The 17,352-nt window shown below is 62.7% G+C and carries 17 protein-coding genes; 7 read left to right on the top strand and 10 right to left on the bottom strand.

Going from position 1 to position 17,352, the window contains the following annotated elements; translation table 11 throughout:
- The 6 genes from FQU74_RS09005 to FQU74_RS08980 form a co-directional block, all read right to left on the bottom strand.
- Nucleotides 1-1,965: a TonB-dependent receptor domain-containing protein gene (locus FQU74_RS09005; protein WP_158635561.1), complete on the bottom strand. Its 1,965-nt coding sequence runs from the start codon at nucleotides 1,963-1,965 to the stop codon at nucleotides 1-3.
- A gap of 57 nt (nucleotides 1,966-2,022) precedes the next feature.
- Nucleotides 2,023-3,069, bottom strand: a complete 1,047-nt coding sequence (locus FQU74_RS09000; protein WP_146286053.1) for a calcium-binding protein — start codon at nucleotides 3,067-3,069, stop codon at nucleotides 2,023-2,025.
- A gap of 206 nt (nucleotides 3,070-3,275) precedes the next feature.
- Nucleotides 3,276-4,106, bottom strand: coding sequence for a 3-deoxy-8-phosphooctulonate synthase (gene kdsA / locus FQU74_RS08995; protein WP_146286052.1), 831 nt, complete (start codon nucleotides 4,104-4,106; stop codon nucleotides 3,276-3,278).
- A 10-nt stretch (nucleotides 4,107-4,116) separates the two neighbouring features.
- A complete protein-coding gene (locus FQU74_RS08990) occupies nucleotides 4,117-5,727 on the bottom strand; it encodes a KpsE/RkpR family capsule polysaccharide export protein (RefSeq protein ID WP_146286051.1) in 1,611 nt (536 codons plus the stop codon).
- On the bottom strand, nucleotides 5,705-6,364 hold the full coding sequence (locus FQU74_RS08985) for an ABC transporter ATP-binding protein (RefSeq protein ID WP_146286050.1): 660 nt from the start codon (nucleotides 6,362-6,364) through the stop codon (nucleotides 5,705-5,707). The genes FQU74_RS08990 and FQU74_RS08985 overlap by 23 nt, the downstream gene beginning before the upstream one ends.
- Nucleotides 6,365-6,537: 173 nt before the next feature.
- Complete coding sequence (locus FQU74_RS08980) at nucleotides 6,538-7,818, bottom strand: Na+/H+ antiporter NhaA (RefSeq protein ID WP_158635560.1); 1,281 nt, start codon at nucleotides 7,816-7,818, stop codon at nucleotides 6,538-6,540.
- A 154-nt stretch (nucleotides 7,819-7,972) separates the two neighbouring features.
- Here FQU74_RS08980 and FQU74_RS08975 point away from each other — a divergent pair, with 154 nt between their 5' ends.
- From FQU74_RS08975 to rpsI, 3 genes are all read left to right on the top strand, one after another.
- On the top strand, nucleotides 7,973-8,758 hold the full coding sequence (locus tag FQU74_RS08975; RefSeq protein ID WP_146286048.1) for an SseB family protein: 786 nt from the start codon (nucleotides 7,973-7,975) through the stop codon (nucleotides 8,756-8,758).
- Nucleotides 8,759-8,967: 209 nt separating this feature from the next.
- A complete protein-coding gene (gene rplM / locus FQU74_RS08970) occupies nucleotides 8,968-9,432 on the top strand; it encodes a 50S ribosomal protein L13 (protein ID WP_146286047.1) in 465 nt (154 codons plus the stop codon).
- 2 nt (nucleotides 9,433-9,434) lie between these two features.
- A complete protein-coding gene (gene rpsI, locus FQU74_RS08965) occupies nucleotides 9,435-9,926 on the top strand; it encodes a 30S ribosomal protein S9 (RefSeq protein WP_146286046.1) in 492 nt (163 codons plus the stop codon).
- A 164-nt stretch (nucleotides 9,927-10,090) separates the two neighbouring features.
- On the opposite strand, the gene FQU74_RS08960 is transcribed toward rpsI, so the two are convergent.
- Nucleotides 10,091-10,318 carry a DUF1127 domain-containing protein gene (locus FQU74_RS08960; RefSeq protein WP_146286045.1) on the bottom strand — a complete coding sequence of 76 codons (228 nt, stop codon included), beginning with the start codon at nucleotides 10,316-10,318 and terminating at the stop codon, nucleotides 10,091-10,093.
- An 86-nt stretch (nucleotides 10,319-10,404) separates the two neighbouring features.
- Between FQU74_RS08960 and FQU74_RS08955 the strand changes: the two genes are divergently transcribed.
- The 4 genes from FQU74_RS08955 to FQU74_RS08940 all read left to right on the top strand — a co-directional run bounded on the left by FQU74_RS08955 (nucleotide 10,405) and on the right by FQU74_RS08940 (nucleotide 14,798).
- Complete coding sequence (locus FQU74_RS08955) at nucleotides 10,405-11,808, top strand: aminotransferase-like domain-containing protein (RefSeq protein ID WP_146286044.1); 1,404 nt, start codon at nucleotides 10,405-10,407, stop codon at nucleotides 11,806-11,808.
- A gap of 196 nt (nucleotides 11,809-12,004) precedes the next feature.
- Nucleotides 12,005-12,892 (top strand): ABC transporter permease, encoded by an 888-nt coding sequence (locus FQU74_RS08950; RefSeq protein WP_146286043.1) that lies wholly within the window; start codon nucleotides 12,005-12,007, stop codon nucleotides 12,890-12,892.
- Nucleotides 12,889-13,698: an ABC transporter permease gene (locus FQU74_RS08945; RefSeq protein ID WP_146286042.1), complete on the top strand. Its 810-nt coding sequence runs from the start codon at nucleotides 12,889-12,891 to the stop codon at nucleotides 13,696-13,698. The genes FQU74_RS08950 and FQU74_RS08945 overlap by 4 nt, the downstream gene beginning before the upstream one ends.
- A gap of 23 nt (nucleotides 13,699-13,721) precedes the next feature.
- Nucleotides 13,722-14,798 (top strand): ABC transporter ATP-binding protein, encoded by a 1,077-nt coding sequence (locus FQU74_RS08940; RefSeq protein ID WP_188781556.1) that lies wholly within the window; start codon nucleotides 13,722-13,724, stop codon nucleotides 14,796-14,798.
- 47 nt (nucleotides 14,799-14,845) lie between these two features.
- On the opposite strand, the gene FQU74_RS08935 is transcribed toward FQU74_RS08940, so the two are convergent.
- From FQU74_RS08935 to metA, 3 genes are all read right to left on the bottom strand, one after another.
- A complete protein-coding gene (locus FQU74_RS08935; RefSeq protein ID WP_146286040.1) occupies nucleotides 14,846-15,457 on the bottom strand; it encodes a TetR/AcrR family transcriptional regulator in 612 nt (203 codons plus the stop codon).
- A complete protein-coding gene (gene ppk2, locus FQU74_RS08930) occupies nucleotides 15,450-16,331 on the bottom strand; it encodes a polyphosphate kinase 2 (RefSeq protein WP_146286039.1) in 882 nt (293 codons plus the stop codon). Before ppk2 ends, FQU74_RS08935 begins: the two co-directional genes overlap by 8 nt.
- Nucleotides 16,332-16,417: 86 nt before the next feature.
- Nucleotides 16,418-17,341: a homoserine O-acetyltransferase MetA gene (gene metA, locus FQU74_RS08925; RefSeq protein WP_146286038.1), complete on the bottom strand. Its 924-nt coding sequence runs from the start codon at nucleotides 17,339-17,341 to the stop codon at nucleotides 16,418-16,420.
- Nucleotides 17,342-17,352 lie beyond the last annotated feature (11 nt).

Below are 17,352 nucleotides of genomic sequence, written 5' to 3'. Positions count from 1 at the left end.
TCAGAACCGGAACGTCAGCGAGGCCTGGGCGTTGAATCCTGGCGAAGGCTGGGTTTCGAGGTGTTGGGTGTAGGTTTCGTCGAAGATGTTGTTCAGTGCGAGGTTCAGGCTCGCGGTTTCGGTCAGGTCCTGACGCAGGTACAAATCCACGGTCGTCCAGGCGTCGGTGGCAAAGTCGCCGTCTTCCTTGGCTGCGGAATGGACCACGCGTGCGCCGAACTCGCGCCGCTCATCGGGGGTGATGTAGCCAGCCGTCAGGCTGATACGGTCAGGCATGACGCGCGACAGATCCTCGCCCGTGTCCTGATTGGTGCCGTCCATGTGCTGACCGGCGAGAGAGATGTAGTAGCCATCCAGCTCATAGGCGGCTTCCAGCTCGATCCCGTCGATCTTGACGCGGGAGATGTTGTCGTACTGGTAGTAGCCGTCGAAGATGCCGCCGGTCCAGACAAGTCCGATGTAATCGCTCACCTGATTGCGGAACATGGTCGCACGAACGCGCAGGCTATCGGCATCGGTGAGCACCCCTTCGCCGTCATAGCCAAGGCCGATTTCCATCGTGCGCGCGCGTTCCGGATCAAGGTCCGGATTGGGGCGGATCGGAAAATCCGCGGGTTCCGGGTGCATCCCGTCAACCAGCGTCTCGTTCAGGGTTGGGGGACGGAAGGTCAAGCCCGCCGCGCCATGCAGCGAAAAGCCCGCAGCCAGCGGCAGCTCCACCGCGATACGCGGCGACAGCGCCTCACCCCGTGCGTCACCTGAATCGCTGTCCATCCGGTAGCTGTCGGCCGAAAGCCCGAAGGTCACCAGCGCGGCGCCGATTTCCACCTGGTCAGTCAAGGCGAGCGACCAGATCTCACGCGTGCCCGACGGCGTCAGGCTGTCCGCGCCCGGATCATCGGTGGTCACGCGATCGCGGAACCCCTCAAGCCGCAGGGTAAAGTCATGCAGGCGTCCGGCGATCTCGGCCTCTTTGCGTCCTTCAAGGCGCAGGCCGGTTGTCGCGGTATCATAGCTGCGGTCCTCGCCGTTGGGCTGCAGGGTATCGGGATCAAGCCCCTGCTGGGCCAAGGTGGTTCCGGTATCGTAGATGCGCCCGTCGATCGCCCAGCCATTCAGCGCGTCATCATTGGCGTAGGCGAGGAACAGGCTGTCGGTCGAAAGCTCTGTGTTGCGCGGTGTGCCAGCGCTGCGCCCGGTCACATAGGTTTCGTCGAGCGTTTTGAAACCCAACGTCGCCCGCCCGCCGTCATCCAGATCAAGACCAAAGGTCGCGAGCCTGCTGTCGGTATCCTGCGCGGCATAAACCTCGGTCCCATCCGGCGCGGTATAGTCATCCGTCCGTGTCCGCGTTGCGGCGATGGTCAGATCGGCGGATGTTCCCACCTTGGTTGCGAAGGCCGCGTGGACCGTGGGTTCGGCCAGCAGGTCACCATAGCGCAGCCGGACCTCTCCGCCATGTTCCGCGCCGGCCAGCAGCAGATCCTCGGCGGCAACGCTGCGCATGGCGACTGCGCCGCCATAGGCGCCAACCTCGGCACCTGGCCCACGGGTGACGGTGAGGTCGCGCAGCATTTCAGTGTCGACGCCAAAGGTGCCATTGGCGCCGTGGCCCGATCTGGCAAAATTCTGTCGCATGCCGTCAATGGTAACGGCCACACGGCCCTGATCCTGCAGGCCGCGAATGTTGACCGCGGTCTCGCCACCTTCGCCTGTGCCGCCCTGTACCGTGACCCCCGCCATGTCGCGCAGGATGCGGTCCAGCCCGGCGCCCTGGAAACGGGTTGAAAGGTCTGTGGCGGTGATCCGGCTCTGCGATGGGGACGTGTCCTCCTCATCGGCGTAAAGCGTGACCTCGGCCAGAACAGTGGGCGCATCGGTGCCCAGCCCTGCCTCTTGCGCGATTGCGGGCAGGGCGCAAACCAGTGGGCAGATCATCAGAAGGGCGCGGTGGGAAAGTCGCATGAACAACTCCGGCATTCCGGGGGAGGGCGTGCGGACCCAAGCCCGCACGCGCCATGATCAGAAGACGAAGATGTCGTTCGTCAGTTCGGCAGCCGACACGCCATCGAGCTGGATGCGCACGGTGTCGAGCCGCAGCTCCACCCCGGTTTCGTTGGTGCGGATGGCGAAGTCCGAGAGCGAATCCACACCAAGTGCCGAAACGTCGAGGACATCGGTGCCAACCGTGAAGTCGGTGATGGTATCACGCGCGCCACCAGGCACGATCTCGAACGTGTCAGCCCCTGCGCCGCCGGTGACGGTGTCCATGCCCAGCCCGCCGCGAAGCGTATCGGCGCCAGCGCCACCAAGGATGACATCAGCACCCTGGTTGCCGATGATCAGATCGGCGCCCGCACCACCTTGCAGCGAGTCTGCGCCATAGCCGCCAAGGATGGTGTCGCGGCCCAGACCGCCAAGCATCAGGTCGGCGCCCTGGCTGTTGAGCAGGCTGTCGTTGCCCGCGCCCCCGATCAAGACGTCGTCAAACGCAAAGCCGTCGATCGTGTCGTCGCCGGAAGAGCCATACACCTCAAGTGCATAGCGCTCCATCACGGCTTCAAGTGCGTCGGCATCCAGATTGCGGATTGCGCTGTAAATTTCATAGGTCGCGTTCGTTGTGGTGTCGGTGCCCGCGCCGGCGGCGGCTGAAACGTCGAAGCCGTCAATGATCAGGCTCGCGTCATAGCCAGTGATCTCGCCCTCGGCCCCGATACCGCGGGTGCCGGTGGTGGTGCCGTCAATCCAGGTGCCGAAGGTCAGGCTGTCGATCGAGCCAGAAATGCCATGCCCGTAGGACGAGCCGTAGTGCATGAAGTCATAGGCAATGTCCGACCCTTCGATCAGCACGCCGCTGTCGGTGGGGGTTGCGGTTTCGTCGACCAGTTCGTTCAGCGTGGCCAGAACCTGACTGCCGTTCATGTAGTAGGTCCCGCCATAGGCGGAATCCGGGGTGCCACCATAAAAGGCGGTCGAGGCAGTTGTGAACTGCGCGAAGTATTCGTTGATCCAGGTGGTAAGGTTGACGCCGTTCATTGCCGATGCGTCGATCGTAAGCGTATTCGCCATATCCGTTTCCTGTCGGTCAGAGGGAACGCATGCTGACTGGCGGAAAGGCGGGCTGCATTGCTGGGGGTGGGCTAAACGTCCTGACTAATTTTGTCAAGCATTCTGGCGCGCGGCGCGCTTCACATTCGGAGGGGCGCAACCATCTGAAAACAATAGGAGGCGCGAACGCCCCCTTTGGTCAATCATGGGTTGAAAGCCCAAACCGCTCAGACGCGAAGCGGGTTGGCCTTGGCGAGACGGTCAAACTGCATCAGGCTGTCGACCAACGCGGGCATCTGGTCAAGGTAGATCATGTTCGGCCCGTCCGACGGAGAGTTGTCAGGGTCTTCATGTGTTTCGATGAAGACGCCCGCGATGCCGATGGACACCGCACAGCGCGCCATGACCGGGGCAAACTCGCGCTGCCCGCCCGAGCTGCCACCCTGGCCGCCCGGCTGCTGGACCGAATGGGTGGCATCCATGATGATGGGCCAGCCGGTCCGCGCCATCGTGGGCAGGCTGCGCATGTCGGCAACCAGTGTGTTGTAGCCAAAACTCACGCCACGCTCGGTCAGCAGGATGCGATCGTTCCCTGTCGATGCGACCTTGTCGGCGACATTTGCCATATCCCAGGGGGCCAGGAACTGCCCCTTCTTGATGTTCACGACTGCGCCGGTCTGGCCCGCGGCCAGCAGCAGGTCGGTCTGGCGACAGAGGAAGGCGGGGATCTGGATCACGTCGACGACGCTCGCGGCCTCACGCGCCTGATCGGCGTCATGGATATCGGTCAGAACCGGCATGCCCATCGCGCGCACGGCCTCAAGCACCTTCAGGCCAGCCTCGATCCCAAGCCCGCGCCGACCTTTCAAGGAGGTGCGGTTGGCCTTGTCGTAGCTCGCCTTGAAGACATATTGCGCCCCGGCGGCTGCGCAGACCTCGGCCATGCGGCCCGCGATCATCTGCGCATGATCGAGGCTTTCCAGCTGGCAGGGGCCCGCGATCACAAGCAGGGGGTGGTCGTTGCTGACGGTCAGCCCGCCGATGCGCACTTCTTTCATGAAGCTCTCCTCAAGCCGAGACCTGTTCGCGCAGGATGGCGATGGTCATCGAGATCATGAGGTAGATACCGCTGAAAATGAGAAACGCAACCACGGTATATTCAAACGCGCGTGGGTAGGCGGCCTCGTCGGGCGGAATCGGGCTGACCGAAAGCGAGAGATACCGCGTCTGCCGGTTCGCCTCGGTGCGCGATGCCTCCATCGCCTGCAGGGCCTGCGCCAGCAGCATCTGGCGGGTTTCCACATCGGTGCGTGCGGTCAGAAGCTCGCTCTGGACGACGGCGATACTTTCGCCGTCGCCGGTCTGTTCCGTCAGGCGGGCGCGCAACGTGTCGATCTGCGCCTCAAGCACGCCGATACGTTGACGGACGGGCTCCATCCGGGCGCGGTTGGGCTGTGGGTTGCTGATCATCTGTTCCAGAGACAGCTTTTCGGTGATCAACTGGGTTTCCAGATTGGTGATCTGACCGGTGATCAGCGACACTTCGACGTCAGAGCTAAGGATCTTGAACTTTTCCTGCAGCTCGACCACGCGGCGCTGCGCCTGTTGCAGGTTGGTCTCGGCCTCTTTGTAGCGCTCCAGTGCGCCTTCCATCTGGTCGCCCCGCATCCGCTGCGTCAGATGGTCGACCTGCTCCTCGGCATAGCCCACAAGGGCATTGGCGAAATCTGTGGCCTTTTGCGGGTCCGCGGCGATCACCTCCATCTTCACGAGCCCCTCGGACGGGTCATAAGAGATCTGGATGTTGCGCCGGTAGGTCTTGTAGGCAGCCTCTTGCGAGGCGTTGGGTTCAAGCCGCTGGATGCGGTCGATGCCGGGGTTCTCGAAATGGGCGCGGAAGCCATGGTCGGCATCAAGGCGGTTCATTGCCTCGCGCGATTGCAGATAGCCCTGAACAGCAATCGAGTCCTGCGATGTGGCAAGCGTCGTTCCCTGCAACAGCCCCCCAATTCCCGATCCACCGACCGGGGCGGCGCTGGCATGCTGGATCACGAATTCGGCGTGGGTGGCGTAGAACGGGGTGGCCCAGCGATAGTAGTAAAGCCCGGCCACGATGGTTGGTAATCCGACAAACAGAAAGAGCCGCATGGCGAGCAACAGTGACCGCCGCCGCCTGCGCCGGACCAGATCGCGCTGGATCTCCATCAACTCGCGCGCGTGATTCTTTTCGACGCGGACCTCGGTTGAAGGGACGCCAATCGCACGCGGCACGTCGGGCAGATTTGGCGTTGCCTTGTCAGCGCCAGTCGCGCCGCCGGGAAGCAGTTCCAGCAGACTGGTCCGCTGGAAGGGGTCGATACCCGCATCCCGCAAAAGCCGGACCGCATCCAGATCCGACGTCGCCGGCAAATCGTGCTTCTGAGCCAGCCGCCGCGCAAGGCGCAGCTGGCGTGCGGTCAGCCCTTCGGCGCGGATCGCATCGAGATCCGCCTCGTTTGCCGGGGGTGTCACCGTGGCGCGCGGCAGATCGTCGGTCGAGGCCCCAAGCGCGCCGAACCCGTCTTCGACTGGCGGGGCAAAGGGCAGGTCCGCCCCTGCCTCGGCTTGCGGCGGCACCGAGGTTCCGGTTGCATCCCTGCGGCGCAGGCGGAACCTGCTAGCGGTGAGCTTCGTAGTCATAAAGGCGCTTCGCTTCTTCCAGGGTTTCAAACATGTAAAGCTGCCCGTTGCGCAAGACCGCGGCCGAGCGGCAGAATTTTTCCAGCGTCGATGCCTGATGCGAGACGATGATCATCGTCGTGCGGTCAAGCCGTTCCTTCAGCAGCGCGCCAGCCTTGCGGTTGAACTCCACATCCGTCGTGCTGGGCATGCCCTCGTCGATCAGATAGATGTCGAGGTCGAGCGCGAGCATCAGCGCAAAGGAAAAGCGCGACCGCATGCCCGCGCTGTAGGTGCCGAGCGGCATGTCGAAGTATTCACCCAGTCCGCAGAGCCAGCGGCAGAACGCCTCGACATAATCGGGGTCGAGGTCATAGATGCGGGCAATGTAGCGCGCATTTTCGGTGGCAGAGAGTTTGCTGACCACGCCGCCCATGAAGCCCAGTGGGAAGGACACGCGCGAGGTGCGGATGATGCGCCCCTCATCGGGTTTTTCCAGCCCGGCCATCATGTTGATGATCGTGGTTTTTCCAGTGCCATTGCGGGCAAGGATCCCGAGCGAATTGCCCAGCTCCACCTTGAACGAGGCGCGGTCAAGGATCACCTTGCGCTGCGTCCCCGTCCAGAAGGACTTGCTGACATTCTCGAACTCGATCATCCGCCTTTTTAGTCCTTGTCGGGATGCTTTGCGCCGCGTTGTTCTTCTGGCCTAGTCGCAAACCCTTAACATCGGGTCACCGGGATGCGGCCGGCCAGACTATCGACGATCATCCGGGCGGGATTATGTCAGCACCGCCGGGCTTTGCAATCTCGGCCGTTCAGGTCCGGGTCCTATCGGGTGCGAAAGAGCACCAGCACGACCGGGATCATCACAAGGCTGAGCGCAAGGCCAAGCCGCGCGGCCTCGGCCATGGCGCCGCCGGGCAAGGCGGTCTGCAGCGCCACCAGCGGTACGGTGAAGCCAATCCCGGTCAGCAGGCCGATGCGCATCAGGTCAGGCGCATCGACGCCGGTCGGCAAGGGCATCCGCAAGACCCGCGTGGCGATCAGCACCCCGGCCAAAAGACCAAGCGGCTTTCCGAACCAGAGTGCGGCCAGCGTTACAATCGTCGTGGGGGCAAAGGCACCAAGGTCGATCCCGCCCCGCGTCAGGCCGAACAGGAACAGGATCAGCATCAGCGGCCGAATGGTCAGATGCGCCAACCGGTTCAGCGGGTCGTGCAGCAACTCTTCGGCCTCGGCAAACATCCCGAAGGCGCGGCGGGCATGCGGGATGGCCGGGATCACCGGCAAAAGCCCAAGCGCGCCCGGAAGTCCTGCCGCAGCAACTCCGATCCAGCTGATCGCCCCGGCAAGCATATAGGGCCAGAGGTGAAGCGCCTCTTGCCGCTCACGCTCTGTCCGGCCCTGTGCGTGGCGCGCGGCAAAGAACCAGACGCCGATACTGGCAAGGACCGGCAAAAGCAGCCACAGCAGACGCGTGGGCGTTTCTGGCACCTGCAGCGCAAGCGCCAGAAGCCCCATCAGGTCAAGCCCGATGCAGATAAGCAAAAGCAGCGGCAGGGCAGGGTGGCCCCGGCCAAAAACCTGCCGGCCAATCACATAGGCGATGATCGTGTCGCCGCCGATCGGAACCTGCCAGCCGATGCCAAGCCGGGCCTCCATCGCGGTCTCGATCAGTGCCGAGACCAGGATCCAGACGGCCACCGCACCGACCGCGGCGCCGATGCTCGCCAGAAAGGGAAGCCCGCCACGCGTGCCGTGCAAGGCGCCGCGCTCGAGCATCGTGGCCTCCCACAATTCCTTGCCCAGCAGAAAGAAGAAGAGCGCCATCAGCAATTGGGATGTGACCGAGATCAGCGTGATCCGTGCATGGTCAGGCATGATCCAGTTGGGGGCGGACAGCGTGAAAAGCCGCGCCTCCATCACGTCGTAGTAACTTTCCGGCGAGAGGTTCACCCAAATCGTCGCAACGAGGCTGCCGATAGCCAGTGCGATTGCGAAATTCCGGATGAAGGTCGAGACGCGATACATAGAGGCCGCCCAGTTGCGATAGCGTTCCGCATAACGTTGACCGGGCGTCAGGGCAATGGTCGCGCGCGATGCGCTCACGCCGTGCGCGAGCCCCCGCTTGCGCCTGCGCCCCTGCGCGCCCAGGGTGCGCTGATTTCGCCGCTTGCCGGGCGCAGCCCAAGGGGCTAGGCCGAGGCAAAGCACGAGACGTGGCCCATTGCGACAGGTGCTGCATCGGACAAGGAGATATGCCATGACCCCGCTTGATCTGGCCTATGAGGCGATGGTCACCGCTCCGGACGGTGATGACGCGCCGCGGCTGCGGTTCTACGAGCGCCTGGCCGATGGCGAGATGATCCTGCTGCTTGAGCAGGAAGCACAGGGTGAGGATCTGTCGCCGCGTGTGTTCGAGCTTGAGGACGGACCCTTTGTGCTGATCTTTGACAATGAAGAACGGCTTGGGGCATTTACCGGTGTGCCAGCCCCCTATGCTGCGCTGCCGGGGCGGGTTGTCGCGCAGCTTCTGGCGGGCAAGGGCATTGGTCTCGGGATCAACCTTGGGGTTGCGCCTTCATCGCTGCTGCTGCCCGCCTTTGCGGTGGATTGGCTAGCGGACGCGCTGTCCCATGGCCCAAGCGAGGCGGAGGCGGTACCTGAATCCTTTGCCGCACCGGGGGCGCTGCCGGAAAGCCTGCTTTCGGGACTCGATGCCAAACTGGCGCGGGCAGGCGGGCTTGCGGCACATGCCCTTCTTGCGACCGTCCGCTACTCTGACGGGCGTCAGGGCCATGTGCTCGCCTTTATCGACGCGGTCGAAGGGGCAGAGGGTGCACTTGCGCGGGCCGCGTCCGAGGTGCTGACATTCTCGGGGATCGAGGCGGGTGAGATGGACGTAACCTTCCTTGCATCGGGAAGCGTTGCCGCGAAGGCTTTGGCGCGCGTGGCGCTGCGCTTCGATCTTCCGGTGCCGGAGGCACCCGAGGCACCATCGCCCGCGGCGCCCGGCATGAACCCCGACAAGCCGCCTGTCCTGCGCTAAGAGGGCGGGGCGGGCGCCGTGCCTGTGGCTGGGGCAAAGGGCCCCATCAAGGGCGGTTGCATGGGGTATATTGATACCTATTTTGCAAGTCATTGAATTTATGTAATTTAATAAATGTCACTGCGCTTGACCTGCGCGCCGATATCAGGGAAAAGCCCCCATCCGAGATTCCGGGGTGCAGTTACCCCGCCAATTCCATGGGTTCCGATATGAAAACCTTCACCGCTACACCGGCGGATATCGAGAAGAAGTGGATCCTGATCGACGCTGAAGGCGTTGTTCTGGGCCGCCTCGCCACGATCGTCGCCAACATCCTGCGCGGCAAGAACAAGCCGACGTTCACCCCCCATATGGACATGGGTGACAACGTGATCGTCATCAACGCCGACAAGGTGCAGATGACCGGCAACAAGCGCGCCGACAAGCGCTACTACTGGCACACCGGCCACCCGGGCGGCATCAAGTCGCGCACTGCGCGCGAAATCCTTGAAGGCAAGCACCCCGAGCGCGTCGTGATCAAGGCCGTTGAGCGCATGATCACCCGCAACTCGCTGGGCGCCAAGCAAATGGCGAACCTCCGGGTTTACGCCGGCGCCGAGCACCCGCATGAAGCGCAGCAACCGACCGTCCTCGACGTGAAGGTGCTGAACCCGAAAAATACCCGGAGCGCGTGATCATGGCTGACATCAAATCTCTCGACGATCTGAAATCGGCCGTCTCGGGCGCCGCTGCCGCTCCGGCTGTTGCCGAAGCTGTTGCGCGTGAGCCCAAGCGTGACGCCCTCGGTCGTTCCTATGCGACCGGCAAGCGTAAAGACGCTGTGGCGCGCGTGTGGGTCAAGCCCGGCTCGGGCAAGGTCGTGGTGAACGGCAAGGAAATGGCCGTCTACTTCGCCCGTCCGGTTCTGCAGATGATCCTGAAGCAGCCCTTCCAGGTTGCCAATGTCGAAGGCCAGTTCGACGTGTACGCCACCGTCGCCGGTGGTGGTCTGTCGGGCCAGGCTGGTGCTGTGAAGCACGGCATCTCGAAAGCCCTGCAGCTTTACGAACCCTCGCTGCGCGGTGCGCTGAAAGCGGCAGGCTTCCTGACCCGCGACAGCCGCGTGGTGGAACGCAAGAAGTACGGCAAGGCCAAGGCTCGCCGCAGCTTCCAGTTCTCGAAGCGCTGATTTCTGCCCCATGGCAGACCGAAAGGCCCGCGGTTTCCGCGGGCCTTTTGCTTTGGGTCGGGGGTGGATTGCGCCCTCGGGGGCGTGGGGGGGCAAAAAAGAAGGCCGGGCAAAGCCCGGCCAGTTCAGGGGTACACCGATCACGGTGTTGAGGAGGCAGGCGGTCAGTCCTGCCAGAACGGCTTGTCAGCCTCGATCCGCGCGTCAACGGCGGTCAGACCGATGTCATCAAGGAGATGCGCATCAAGATCACGCAGGGCATGGCGTCCAGCGCGGCGCAACTCCCAAGTGAGCACGGTCTGCGCCAGCGCGACGAATACGCGCGAAACCGGCGGCAGCGGCTGAACTGAGAGCGGACGAAGCGTCGGGGCGGTCATCTGTGACCGGGCCATGATAGCACCTTTTGTGTTGATACAATGCGCGTTATTGCGTAAGTATATTGATACAAAACTTTGCCGGCCGCTGCCAGAGGAACATTGTGACTGATACAACTTGGCGCCCAGACCTGACTCAATTTCCCGGCCCGAAGTATCTGGCCCTGACCCGCGCCCTGCGTGAGGCGATCCGGGCAGGGGAGTTGCCGCCGGGATCGCAGCTGCCCACGGTGCGGGATCTGGCCTGGGATCTGCATGTGACGCCTGGCACCGTCAGTCGCGCCTATCAGCTCGCCACGCAGGAAGGGTTGCTGGCGGCGACGGTCGGGCGCGGGACCTTTGTCGCGGCGCGGGCGCCGCGCCTTGGCCCCACACAGGCCCTGTTTCAGGAGCGCGACCTGTCGTCCGAGCCGTGGCTGGTCGATTTCCGATCGCCGCAGTTGCCGGACGTGGGGCAGGGTGCGGCTTTTTCGGCCGCGATGCAGCGCATCAGCGCCGATCTTGGGCATTCCTGGGATGACTACCCCACACAACGGGGTGAGGCGCCGCTGCGGGCTGCCATGGTGGACTGGCTCTCGGATCGTCGACTGGGCGGCGTGACGGCGGACGACATCATGCTGACGCATGGCGGGCAGAACGCGCTGCTCTTGGTCTTCTTGTGCTGCCTGCGTGGCGATAGACCCGTGATCCTGACCGAAGATCTGGCCTATCCCGGCATCCGTCACGCAGCCAAGTTGACGCGCGCCGACGTAGTGGGGGTTGAGATTGACCGTGAGGGCATGGTGCCCGAAGCGCTTGAGGCGGCCTGCCAACGACACGGCGCGCAGATCCTTGTGCTGACCCCTGAAGCGCAGAACCCCACGGCGAGCCGAATGGGCGCCGAGCGCCGGGCGCGTATCGCCGAAATTGCCCGCCGCTATGACCTGCAGGTGGTTGAGGATGACTGCTATTCCATCGCGGAAAGCGATCTTCCGTCGTTGCGGTCCTTCGTACCCGAGCGGACCTGGTATGTGGCCTCGCTGTCCAAATCCATCTCGCCCGCGCTGCGCTTTGGCTATGTGGTCTGCCCGGTCGGCATGGGCGAGGCTGGGCGGTTGACCGCGCAGCACGGGTTCTTCGCACTAGCACGGCCAGTGTCGGATCTGGTGCTTGACCTTGTGCGCAGCGGTGCCGCCGCCGAATTGCGGCGCGCGGTTCAGGCAGAGTTCTCAAGCCGGTTGCAGATATTGGTCAGCGGATTGCAGCGCTTTGATGTGCGCTGGCAACCCGGTCTGCCTTTCGCATGGGTCCCGTTGCCATCGGGCTGGCGCGGGTCAACCTTTGCCCGCACAGCGGAAGCCGAGGGGGTTCTGGTGCGGCAGGCGGATGAATACGCGCTGATTCACGGTCGCGCACCCCATGCCCTGCGTATTGCCATTGCAGGGGCAATTCCGCTGAACCGCTATCAGACGGCGGTCGAAACGCTGGCACGGTTGCTCGAAAAACCGCCATCCGACATGGCCGTCTGACGATTCCGGCACGTTCCGACGAAAAAAATGATCAAATTATTTTCCACAGAAAATCAATTGTTTCTCGGTGGTCGTTCCCTCTTTACCCCACGAAATGGGCAGCGTCCCGGGATTTGCCCCCTTTTTTTTCCAAGCCCGGCATGCCACAAAAAATGAAAAAGCTTCTCCGCCTTGGCGGGTCTCAACAGGGTGAATGATGGAACAGGGGTCCAAGAAGGGCCGCTTTGGCGGTTCAGAAGCCGCCAATGGCCTTCTGCTGATATCCCCGACGGCAATCTATGCGACGCTGCTTCTGGCCGCGCCGCTGTTTGCCGTTGTGGTGTATTCATTGATGGTGGACAGCAAGGCGGGTCTCGCCGGCGGTCTGACCTTTCAGAACTATATCGAGGTCTGGACCGGGCGCATCGACCGCGCGTTGATGCTGCGGTCCTTGACGGTTTCGGCGATGGTGACGCTGGTCACGGTGCTGCTCGCCTATCCGGTGGCGTATTTCGTCAGCTTCCACATCCGGCAGGACCGCAAGTCGCTGTGGCTTTTCCTGATCACCATTCCGTTCTGGACCTCGTATTTGATCCGGGTGTTCCTGTGGAAGGTGATCCTCGGCTACAACGGCGTCATCAACTCGGGCCTGATGAGCCTCGGCATCATTGGAGAGCCGCTGACGATCATCAACTATTCGATCGGGTCCATGATCATGACGCTGGCCCATGCCTATGCGGCCTTCGCAATCCTGCCGATCTTCGTGAGCCTTGAAAAGATCGACCGCTCGCTGCTTGAGGCCGGGCAGGATCTGGGTGAGAGCAAGCTGCGCACCTTCTGGCGCGTGACGCTGCCCCTGTCGATGCCGGGCGTGATCGCGGCTGTGCTCATCGTCTTCATCCCCACGATCGGTGACTATGTGACGCCCGAGCTGATCGGCGGCGGCAAGCTTCCAATGATCGCAAACCGGATCGAGGCTGTGATGCTCAAGCAGAACGACAAGGCGCTCGGCTCGGCCATCGCGATGACGGCCATGGCGATTGTCGCGCTGGTATCGGTTGCCTTCCTGCTCCTGAACAAGCGTTTCCTGAAGGGGCAGAAATGAACCGGAACCCGACGCTCAAGATCTACACGATCGCCTACCTGATCTTCCTCTACGCACCGATCATTCTGCTGCCGCTGTTTGCATTCAACGACAGCAAGGTGATTGCCTTCCCGCTGCAGGGGTTCACCACAAACTGGTTTGCCGAAATGTGGGCGGATCAGCAGTTGTTCGTGGCGTTCCGCAATTCGCTGCTGATCGCGGTGACCTCGTCGATCTTTGCCACGATCCTGGGGATCTTCGCGGCCCGTGCCTCGACCCGGTACAAGTTTCCGGGCAAGGGCGGGATCCTCGGCCTGATCATGTTGCCGATGGTGCTGCCCGAGATGATCTTCGCCATGGCCCTGCTTGTGGTGCTGGTGGCGGTGGGCGTGCCGCTCTCGCTTTTCACCATCATTCTGGGCCATGTGCTGCTGTGCACACCCTTTGCGATGGCGATCCTGACCTCGGCCTTCCAGTCGCTGGACCGCTCGCTTGAAGAGGCGGCCTATGACCTGGGGGAGACGCCAGCCTCGACCTTCCGGCTGATCATCCTGCCGCTGGTCATGCCCGGCATCATCTCGTCGCTGCTGATCTGCTTCACGATCAGCCTGGACGAATTCATCATCTCGTACTTCCTCGGCGGCAACCAGACGGTGCTGTCGGTCTATATCTTCGGGCAGTTCCGCTTCCCGGCCAAGGTGCCTGCCGTCATGGCGCTCGGGTTCATCCTTGTCTGTGTGTCGATCTGCCTGCTGACCATCGCTGAATATTTCCGCCGCCGTGGCATCGCCAAGACGGGTGGCAAGGATACCGGAGGCTTCCTGTGACGTTCTCTGCCGAAAAACCGAACATGATCGAGTTTCGGGATGTGCACAAATATTATGGCGACTATCACGCCTTGCGCGGGATCAACGCCACTATCAAGGCGGGTGAGTTCTTCTCTCTGCTTGGGCCTTCGGGCTGTGGCAAGACCACGCTCCTGCGCACCATCGCGGGGTTCGAGGATATCTCTTCGGGCGTCGTGCTGATCGACAGCAAGGATATGGCTAATGTGCCGGCCAACGTGCGCCCGACCAACATGGTGTTCCAGAGCTATGCGATCTTCCCCCACCTGACGGTGGAAGAGAACGTCGGTTTCGGTTTGCGCAAGGACCCGCGCTCGAAGGACGAAAAGGCCAAGGCCGTGGCCGAGGCGCTGGAGATGGTGGGCCTGAAAGGCTATGGCAAGCGCGCGGCACATGCGCTTTCGGGTGGTCAACGCCAGCGTGTGGCACTTGCGCGGGCGCTGATCCTGAAGCCCAAGGTGCTGCTGCTCGATGAACCCCTGTCGGCGCTTGACAAGAAGATGCGCGAACAGATGCAGGTCGAGTTGATCAAGCTGCAGCGTCAGGTTGGCATCACCTTCATTCTGGTGACCCATGACCAGGAAGAGGCGCTGGTGATGTCAGACCGGATCGCCGTGATGTTCGAAGGCCAGATCGCCCAGCTTGCCGACCCGGAGACGCTGTATCGTCGTCCGGCAAGCCGGAAGGTTGCAGACTTCATCGGCACGATGAATTTTGCCCCGGCGGCGGTTCTGTCCGAGGACGCAAGCGGGGTCGAGGTCGATGCCCAGGGCTTTGGCCGGATGACGCTGTCGCCCGATCAGGTGATGGGCGGCGCCACGTCCGAGGGCAACACCATCGGCCTGCGGCCCGAGACGCTGACGATCCTGTTCGATGGCCAGAATGCGACCGATCGTGAGGTTTTCGGCACGGTGGAAGAGGTCGTTTACTACGGTGACATGACCTATTACGACGTCCGCCTCGATGGCGCGGCCGAACCGCTGCGTCTGTCGATGCGCAACGTGCCGGGGCGTCCGGTGCTGGACATCGGCGCCAAGGCACGTCTGGGCTGGAGCCCGAGCGCTGCGGTGCTGTTCCGTTAAGATCGGCTAGGGAAATGCGAAGGGCTGGCGCAACGCGTCGGCCCTTTTCATTTGTCAGGTGGCAAAAGACCCAGACCCCGCAGATAGATGCCAATGCCGGCCTCAAGCAGATCTTCTGGTGCAAATGGGCTTTTGGCCGCGCCACGCATGTAAAGCTCGACTACGCCGTGGCTCATCGCCCAGACATGGGCCGATACCATTGAGGGCGGCGGGCGACGGTCAGGGGGCAGGTGGCCCGAAAGCCCCGCCGCCGCACGTTCCAGCACGTCACGGGCCTTGGTCGCCACCGGGGCAAGCTCGGGCCATGCTTGTGGGCTAAGACCGCTTTCAAACATTGCGACGTAATGGCCGGGGTATTTGCGGGCAAAGGCCAGATAGGCTCGGCCAGTCGCCTCGAATGCCGCAAGTGCGGAGGGTTTGCCTTCGTCGAAGGCATATTCCATCAATGCGGCGAAGATCTCGTATCCTTGCCGTGCCACCTCGGCCAGCAGTTCGTCCCGACCGGCGAAATGCCGATAGACGGCGGCCGGTGTCACATCGGCCTGCTTGGCAGCCTCGGACAGGCTGAAGCCTTGCGGGCCGCGTTCGGCGATCAGCGCCAGCGCCGCTTCGACCAATGCCTGCCGCAGGTTGCCGTGATGGTATCCGCGCTTAGTCATTCTCGCCGTCGGACCACAGTTCGGGGCCTCCGCAGATCAGCGGATCGGGCTTGCCGATCAGGTCCTTGTCGCGTCCCTCGAAATCGACGGCGCGCAGGATGGTCTGGATTGTCGCGATACGGGCGCGTCGCTTGTCATCAGAGCGCACGACCGTCCACGGGGCTTCGGGCAGGTGACTACGCGCCAGCGTGTCGCCGATCACATCGCAGTATTCCTTCCACTTCGACAACCCCTCGATGTCGATGGACGACAGCTTCCACTGCTTCAGCGGGTCTTTCTCGCGCGCAAGCATCCGGCGCAATTGCTCGGGCCGGCTGACATCCAGCCAGAACTTGAGGAAAATGATCCCCTCACGCGTGATCAGCCGTTCAAAATCTGGCAGTTGCTGAAAGAACGCCTCGCGCTGATCATCGGTACAAAAACCGAAAACGGGCTCGACGATGCCGCGATTGTACCAACTGCGGTCGAAGAGCGCGATCTCGCCCGCGCCGGGGAACCAGTCGATGTAGCGCTGGAAATACCATTGCGTCGCCTCGCGATCCGAGGGTTTGGACAGCGCGACGATCTGGCAGCCACGGGGGTTCAGGTTTTCGGTCAGCGCGCCGATTGTGCCGCCCTTGCCTGCGGCGTCGCGGCCCTCGAAGACCACGATGACACGCTGGCCGGTCTTGCGGATGCCAGCCTGCATGCGCACGAGTTGGACCTGAAGCGCCTCCATCGTCCGCTCGTAGTCTGCCTTGGGCATTTCGGTCCGATAGGCATAGCCCTTGGACAGGATGTCGTGCTCGCCACCCTCCTTGATCGCCTTTCGCACGGCCTTTGGTGCGTCTTTCTCGAAATACCGGCTGATTGCTCCGTCGAACGGCAGTTCCATGCACATCCTCCCCTTCCGGATAGTGCCAAAGTCTAGGCGGCCCAAGGGGCGCGCCGCAAGCGACATCGCGGCGCGCAAGTAGCAGGTCAGGTGCCGATGTCGTCCAGCCGGAACGGCGTGCTCTGATAGATCTCATTCACCCAGTTGCCGTAGAGCAGATGGGCATGGCTGCGCCAGCGGTTGAGCGGCGGTCGCGACGGATCGTCATCGGGGTAGTAGTTCATTGGCACATTGATCGGCGTGCCGTTGGCGACGTCGCGGTCATATTCCTGCTTCAGCGTGTCGCTCTCATATTCAAAATGGTTGAAGATATAGAGCGCGCGGTGTCCCTCATCCTCGACCAGACAGGGCCCGACCTCGTCAGAGCCAAGCAGCGTGCGCAGACCGGGCTTCGTATCAATCTCGGCCTGCTTCATTTCTGTCCAGCGGCTGACCGGGATCACGAAGTCATCCGAGAACCCACGCAGATAGGGCGAGGCCGCGACAAGGTTACGGTGGCGGAAGCAGCCAAAGGCCTTGTGGTCAAGGATGTGCTTCTTGACCCCGTGGAAATGGTAGATCATCGCCATGCCGCCCCAGCAGACGCCGAAGGTGGATTGCACATGGGTCTGCGTCCAGTCGAAGACGCGGGTCAGTTCGTCCCAATAGGTGACCTCTTCGAACGGCAGGTGCTCGATCGGGGCGCCGGTGATGATCAGGCCGTCGAACTTCTCGCCGCTCGCCTCGACCTCGGCGAACGGGCGGTAGAAGGTCTCCATATGCTCGGCGGCCGTGTTCTTGGTCAGATGCTCGGTCATGCGGATCAGGTGGAAATCGATCTGCAGGGGCGTGGCACCGATCAGCCGGGCAAACTGGTTCTCGGTCTGGATCTTCTTGGGCATCAGATTGAGCAGCGCGATGCGCAGCGGGCGAATATCCTGACGCGCGGCGCGCTCAGGTGTCATGACCATCACGCCCTCGCGGCTGAGGACGTCAAAGGCGGGCAGGTTCTCGGGCAGGGTAATGGGCATTTCGGTCTCCG

This window comes from Gemmobacter aquaticus (assembly GCF_007859075.1).
Lineage (GTDB): Bacteria > Pseudomonadota > Alphaproteobacteria > Rhodobacterales > Rhodobacteraceae > Gemmobacter > Gemmobacter aquaticus.
The sequence above is the reverse complement of the archived record's forward strand: the minus strand, read 5'-3'. Positions and strand labels throughout refer to the sequence as shown.

What these genes read in the sequence shown, in the direction of transcription:
- FQU74_RS09000 (WP_146286053.1), bottom strand. Translation starts at nt 3,069, where the DNA reads ATGGCGAATACGCTTACGATCGACGCATCGGCAATGAACGGCGTCAAC.
- FQU74_RS08990 (WP_146286051.1), bottom strand. Translation starts at nt 5,727, where the DNA reads ATGACTACGAAGCTCACCGCTAGCAGGTTCCGCCTGCGCCGCAGGGAT.
- FQU74_RS08935 (WP_146286040.1), bottom strand. Translation starts at nt 15,457, where the DNA reads ATGACTAAGCGCGGATACCATCACGGCAACCTGCGGCAGGCATTGGTC.
- rpsI (WP_146286046.1), top strand. Translation starts at nt 9,435, where the DNA reads ATGGCTGACATCAAATCTCTCGACGATCTGAAATCGGCCGTCTCGGGC.
- FQU74_RS08940 (WP_188781556.1), top strand. Translation starts at nt 13,722, where the DNA reads ATGATCGAGTTTCGGGATGTGCACAAATATTATGGCGACTATCACGCC.
- FQU74_RS08975 (WP_146286048.1), top strand. Translation starts at nt 7,973, where the DNA reads ATGACCCCGCTTGATCTGGCCTATGAGGCGATGGTCACCGCTCCGGAC.
- FQU74_RS09005 (WP_158635561.1), bottom strand. Translation starts at nt 1,965, where the DNA reads ATGCGACTTTCCCACCGCGCCCTTCTGATGATCTGCCCACTGGTTTGC.
- FQU74_RS08945 (WP_146286042.1), top strand. Translation starts at nt 12,889, where the DNA reads ATGAACCGGAACCCGACGCTCAAGATCTACACGATCGCCTACCTGATC.
- FQU74_RS08950 (WP_146286043.1), top strand. Translation starts at nt 12,005, where the DNA reads ATGGAACAGGGGTCCAAGAAGGGCCGCTTTGGCGGTTCAGAAGCCGCC.
- kdsA (WP_146286052.1), bottom strand. Translation starts at nt 4,106, where the DNA reads ATGAAAGAAGTGCGCATCGGCGGGCTGACCGTCAGCAACGACCACCCC.
- ppk2 (WP_146286039.1), bottom strand. Translation starts at nt 16,331, where the DNA reads ATGGAACTGCCGTTCGACGGAGCAATCAGCCGGTATTTCGAGAAAGAC.
- rplM (WP_146286047.1), top strand. Translation starts at nt 8,968, where the DNA reads ATGAAAACCTTCACCGCTACACCGGCGGATATCGAGAAGAAGTGGATC.
- metA (WP_146286038.1), bottom strand. Translation starts at nt 17,341, where the DNA reads ATGCCCATTACCCTGCCCGAGAACCTGCCCGCCTTTGACGTCCTCAGC.
- FQU74_RS08985 (WP_146286050.1), bottom strand. Translation starts at nt 6,364, where the DNA reads ATGATCGAGTTCGAGAATGTCAGCAAGTCCTTCTGGACGGGGACGCAG.
- FQU74_RS08960 (WP_146286045.1), bottom strand. Translation starts at nt 10,318, where the DNA reads ATGGCCCGGTCACAGATGACCGCCCCGACGCTTCGTCCGCTCTCAGTT.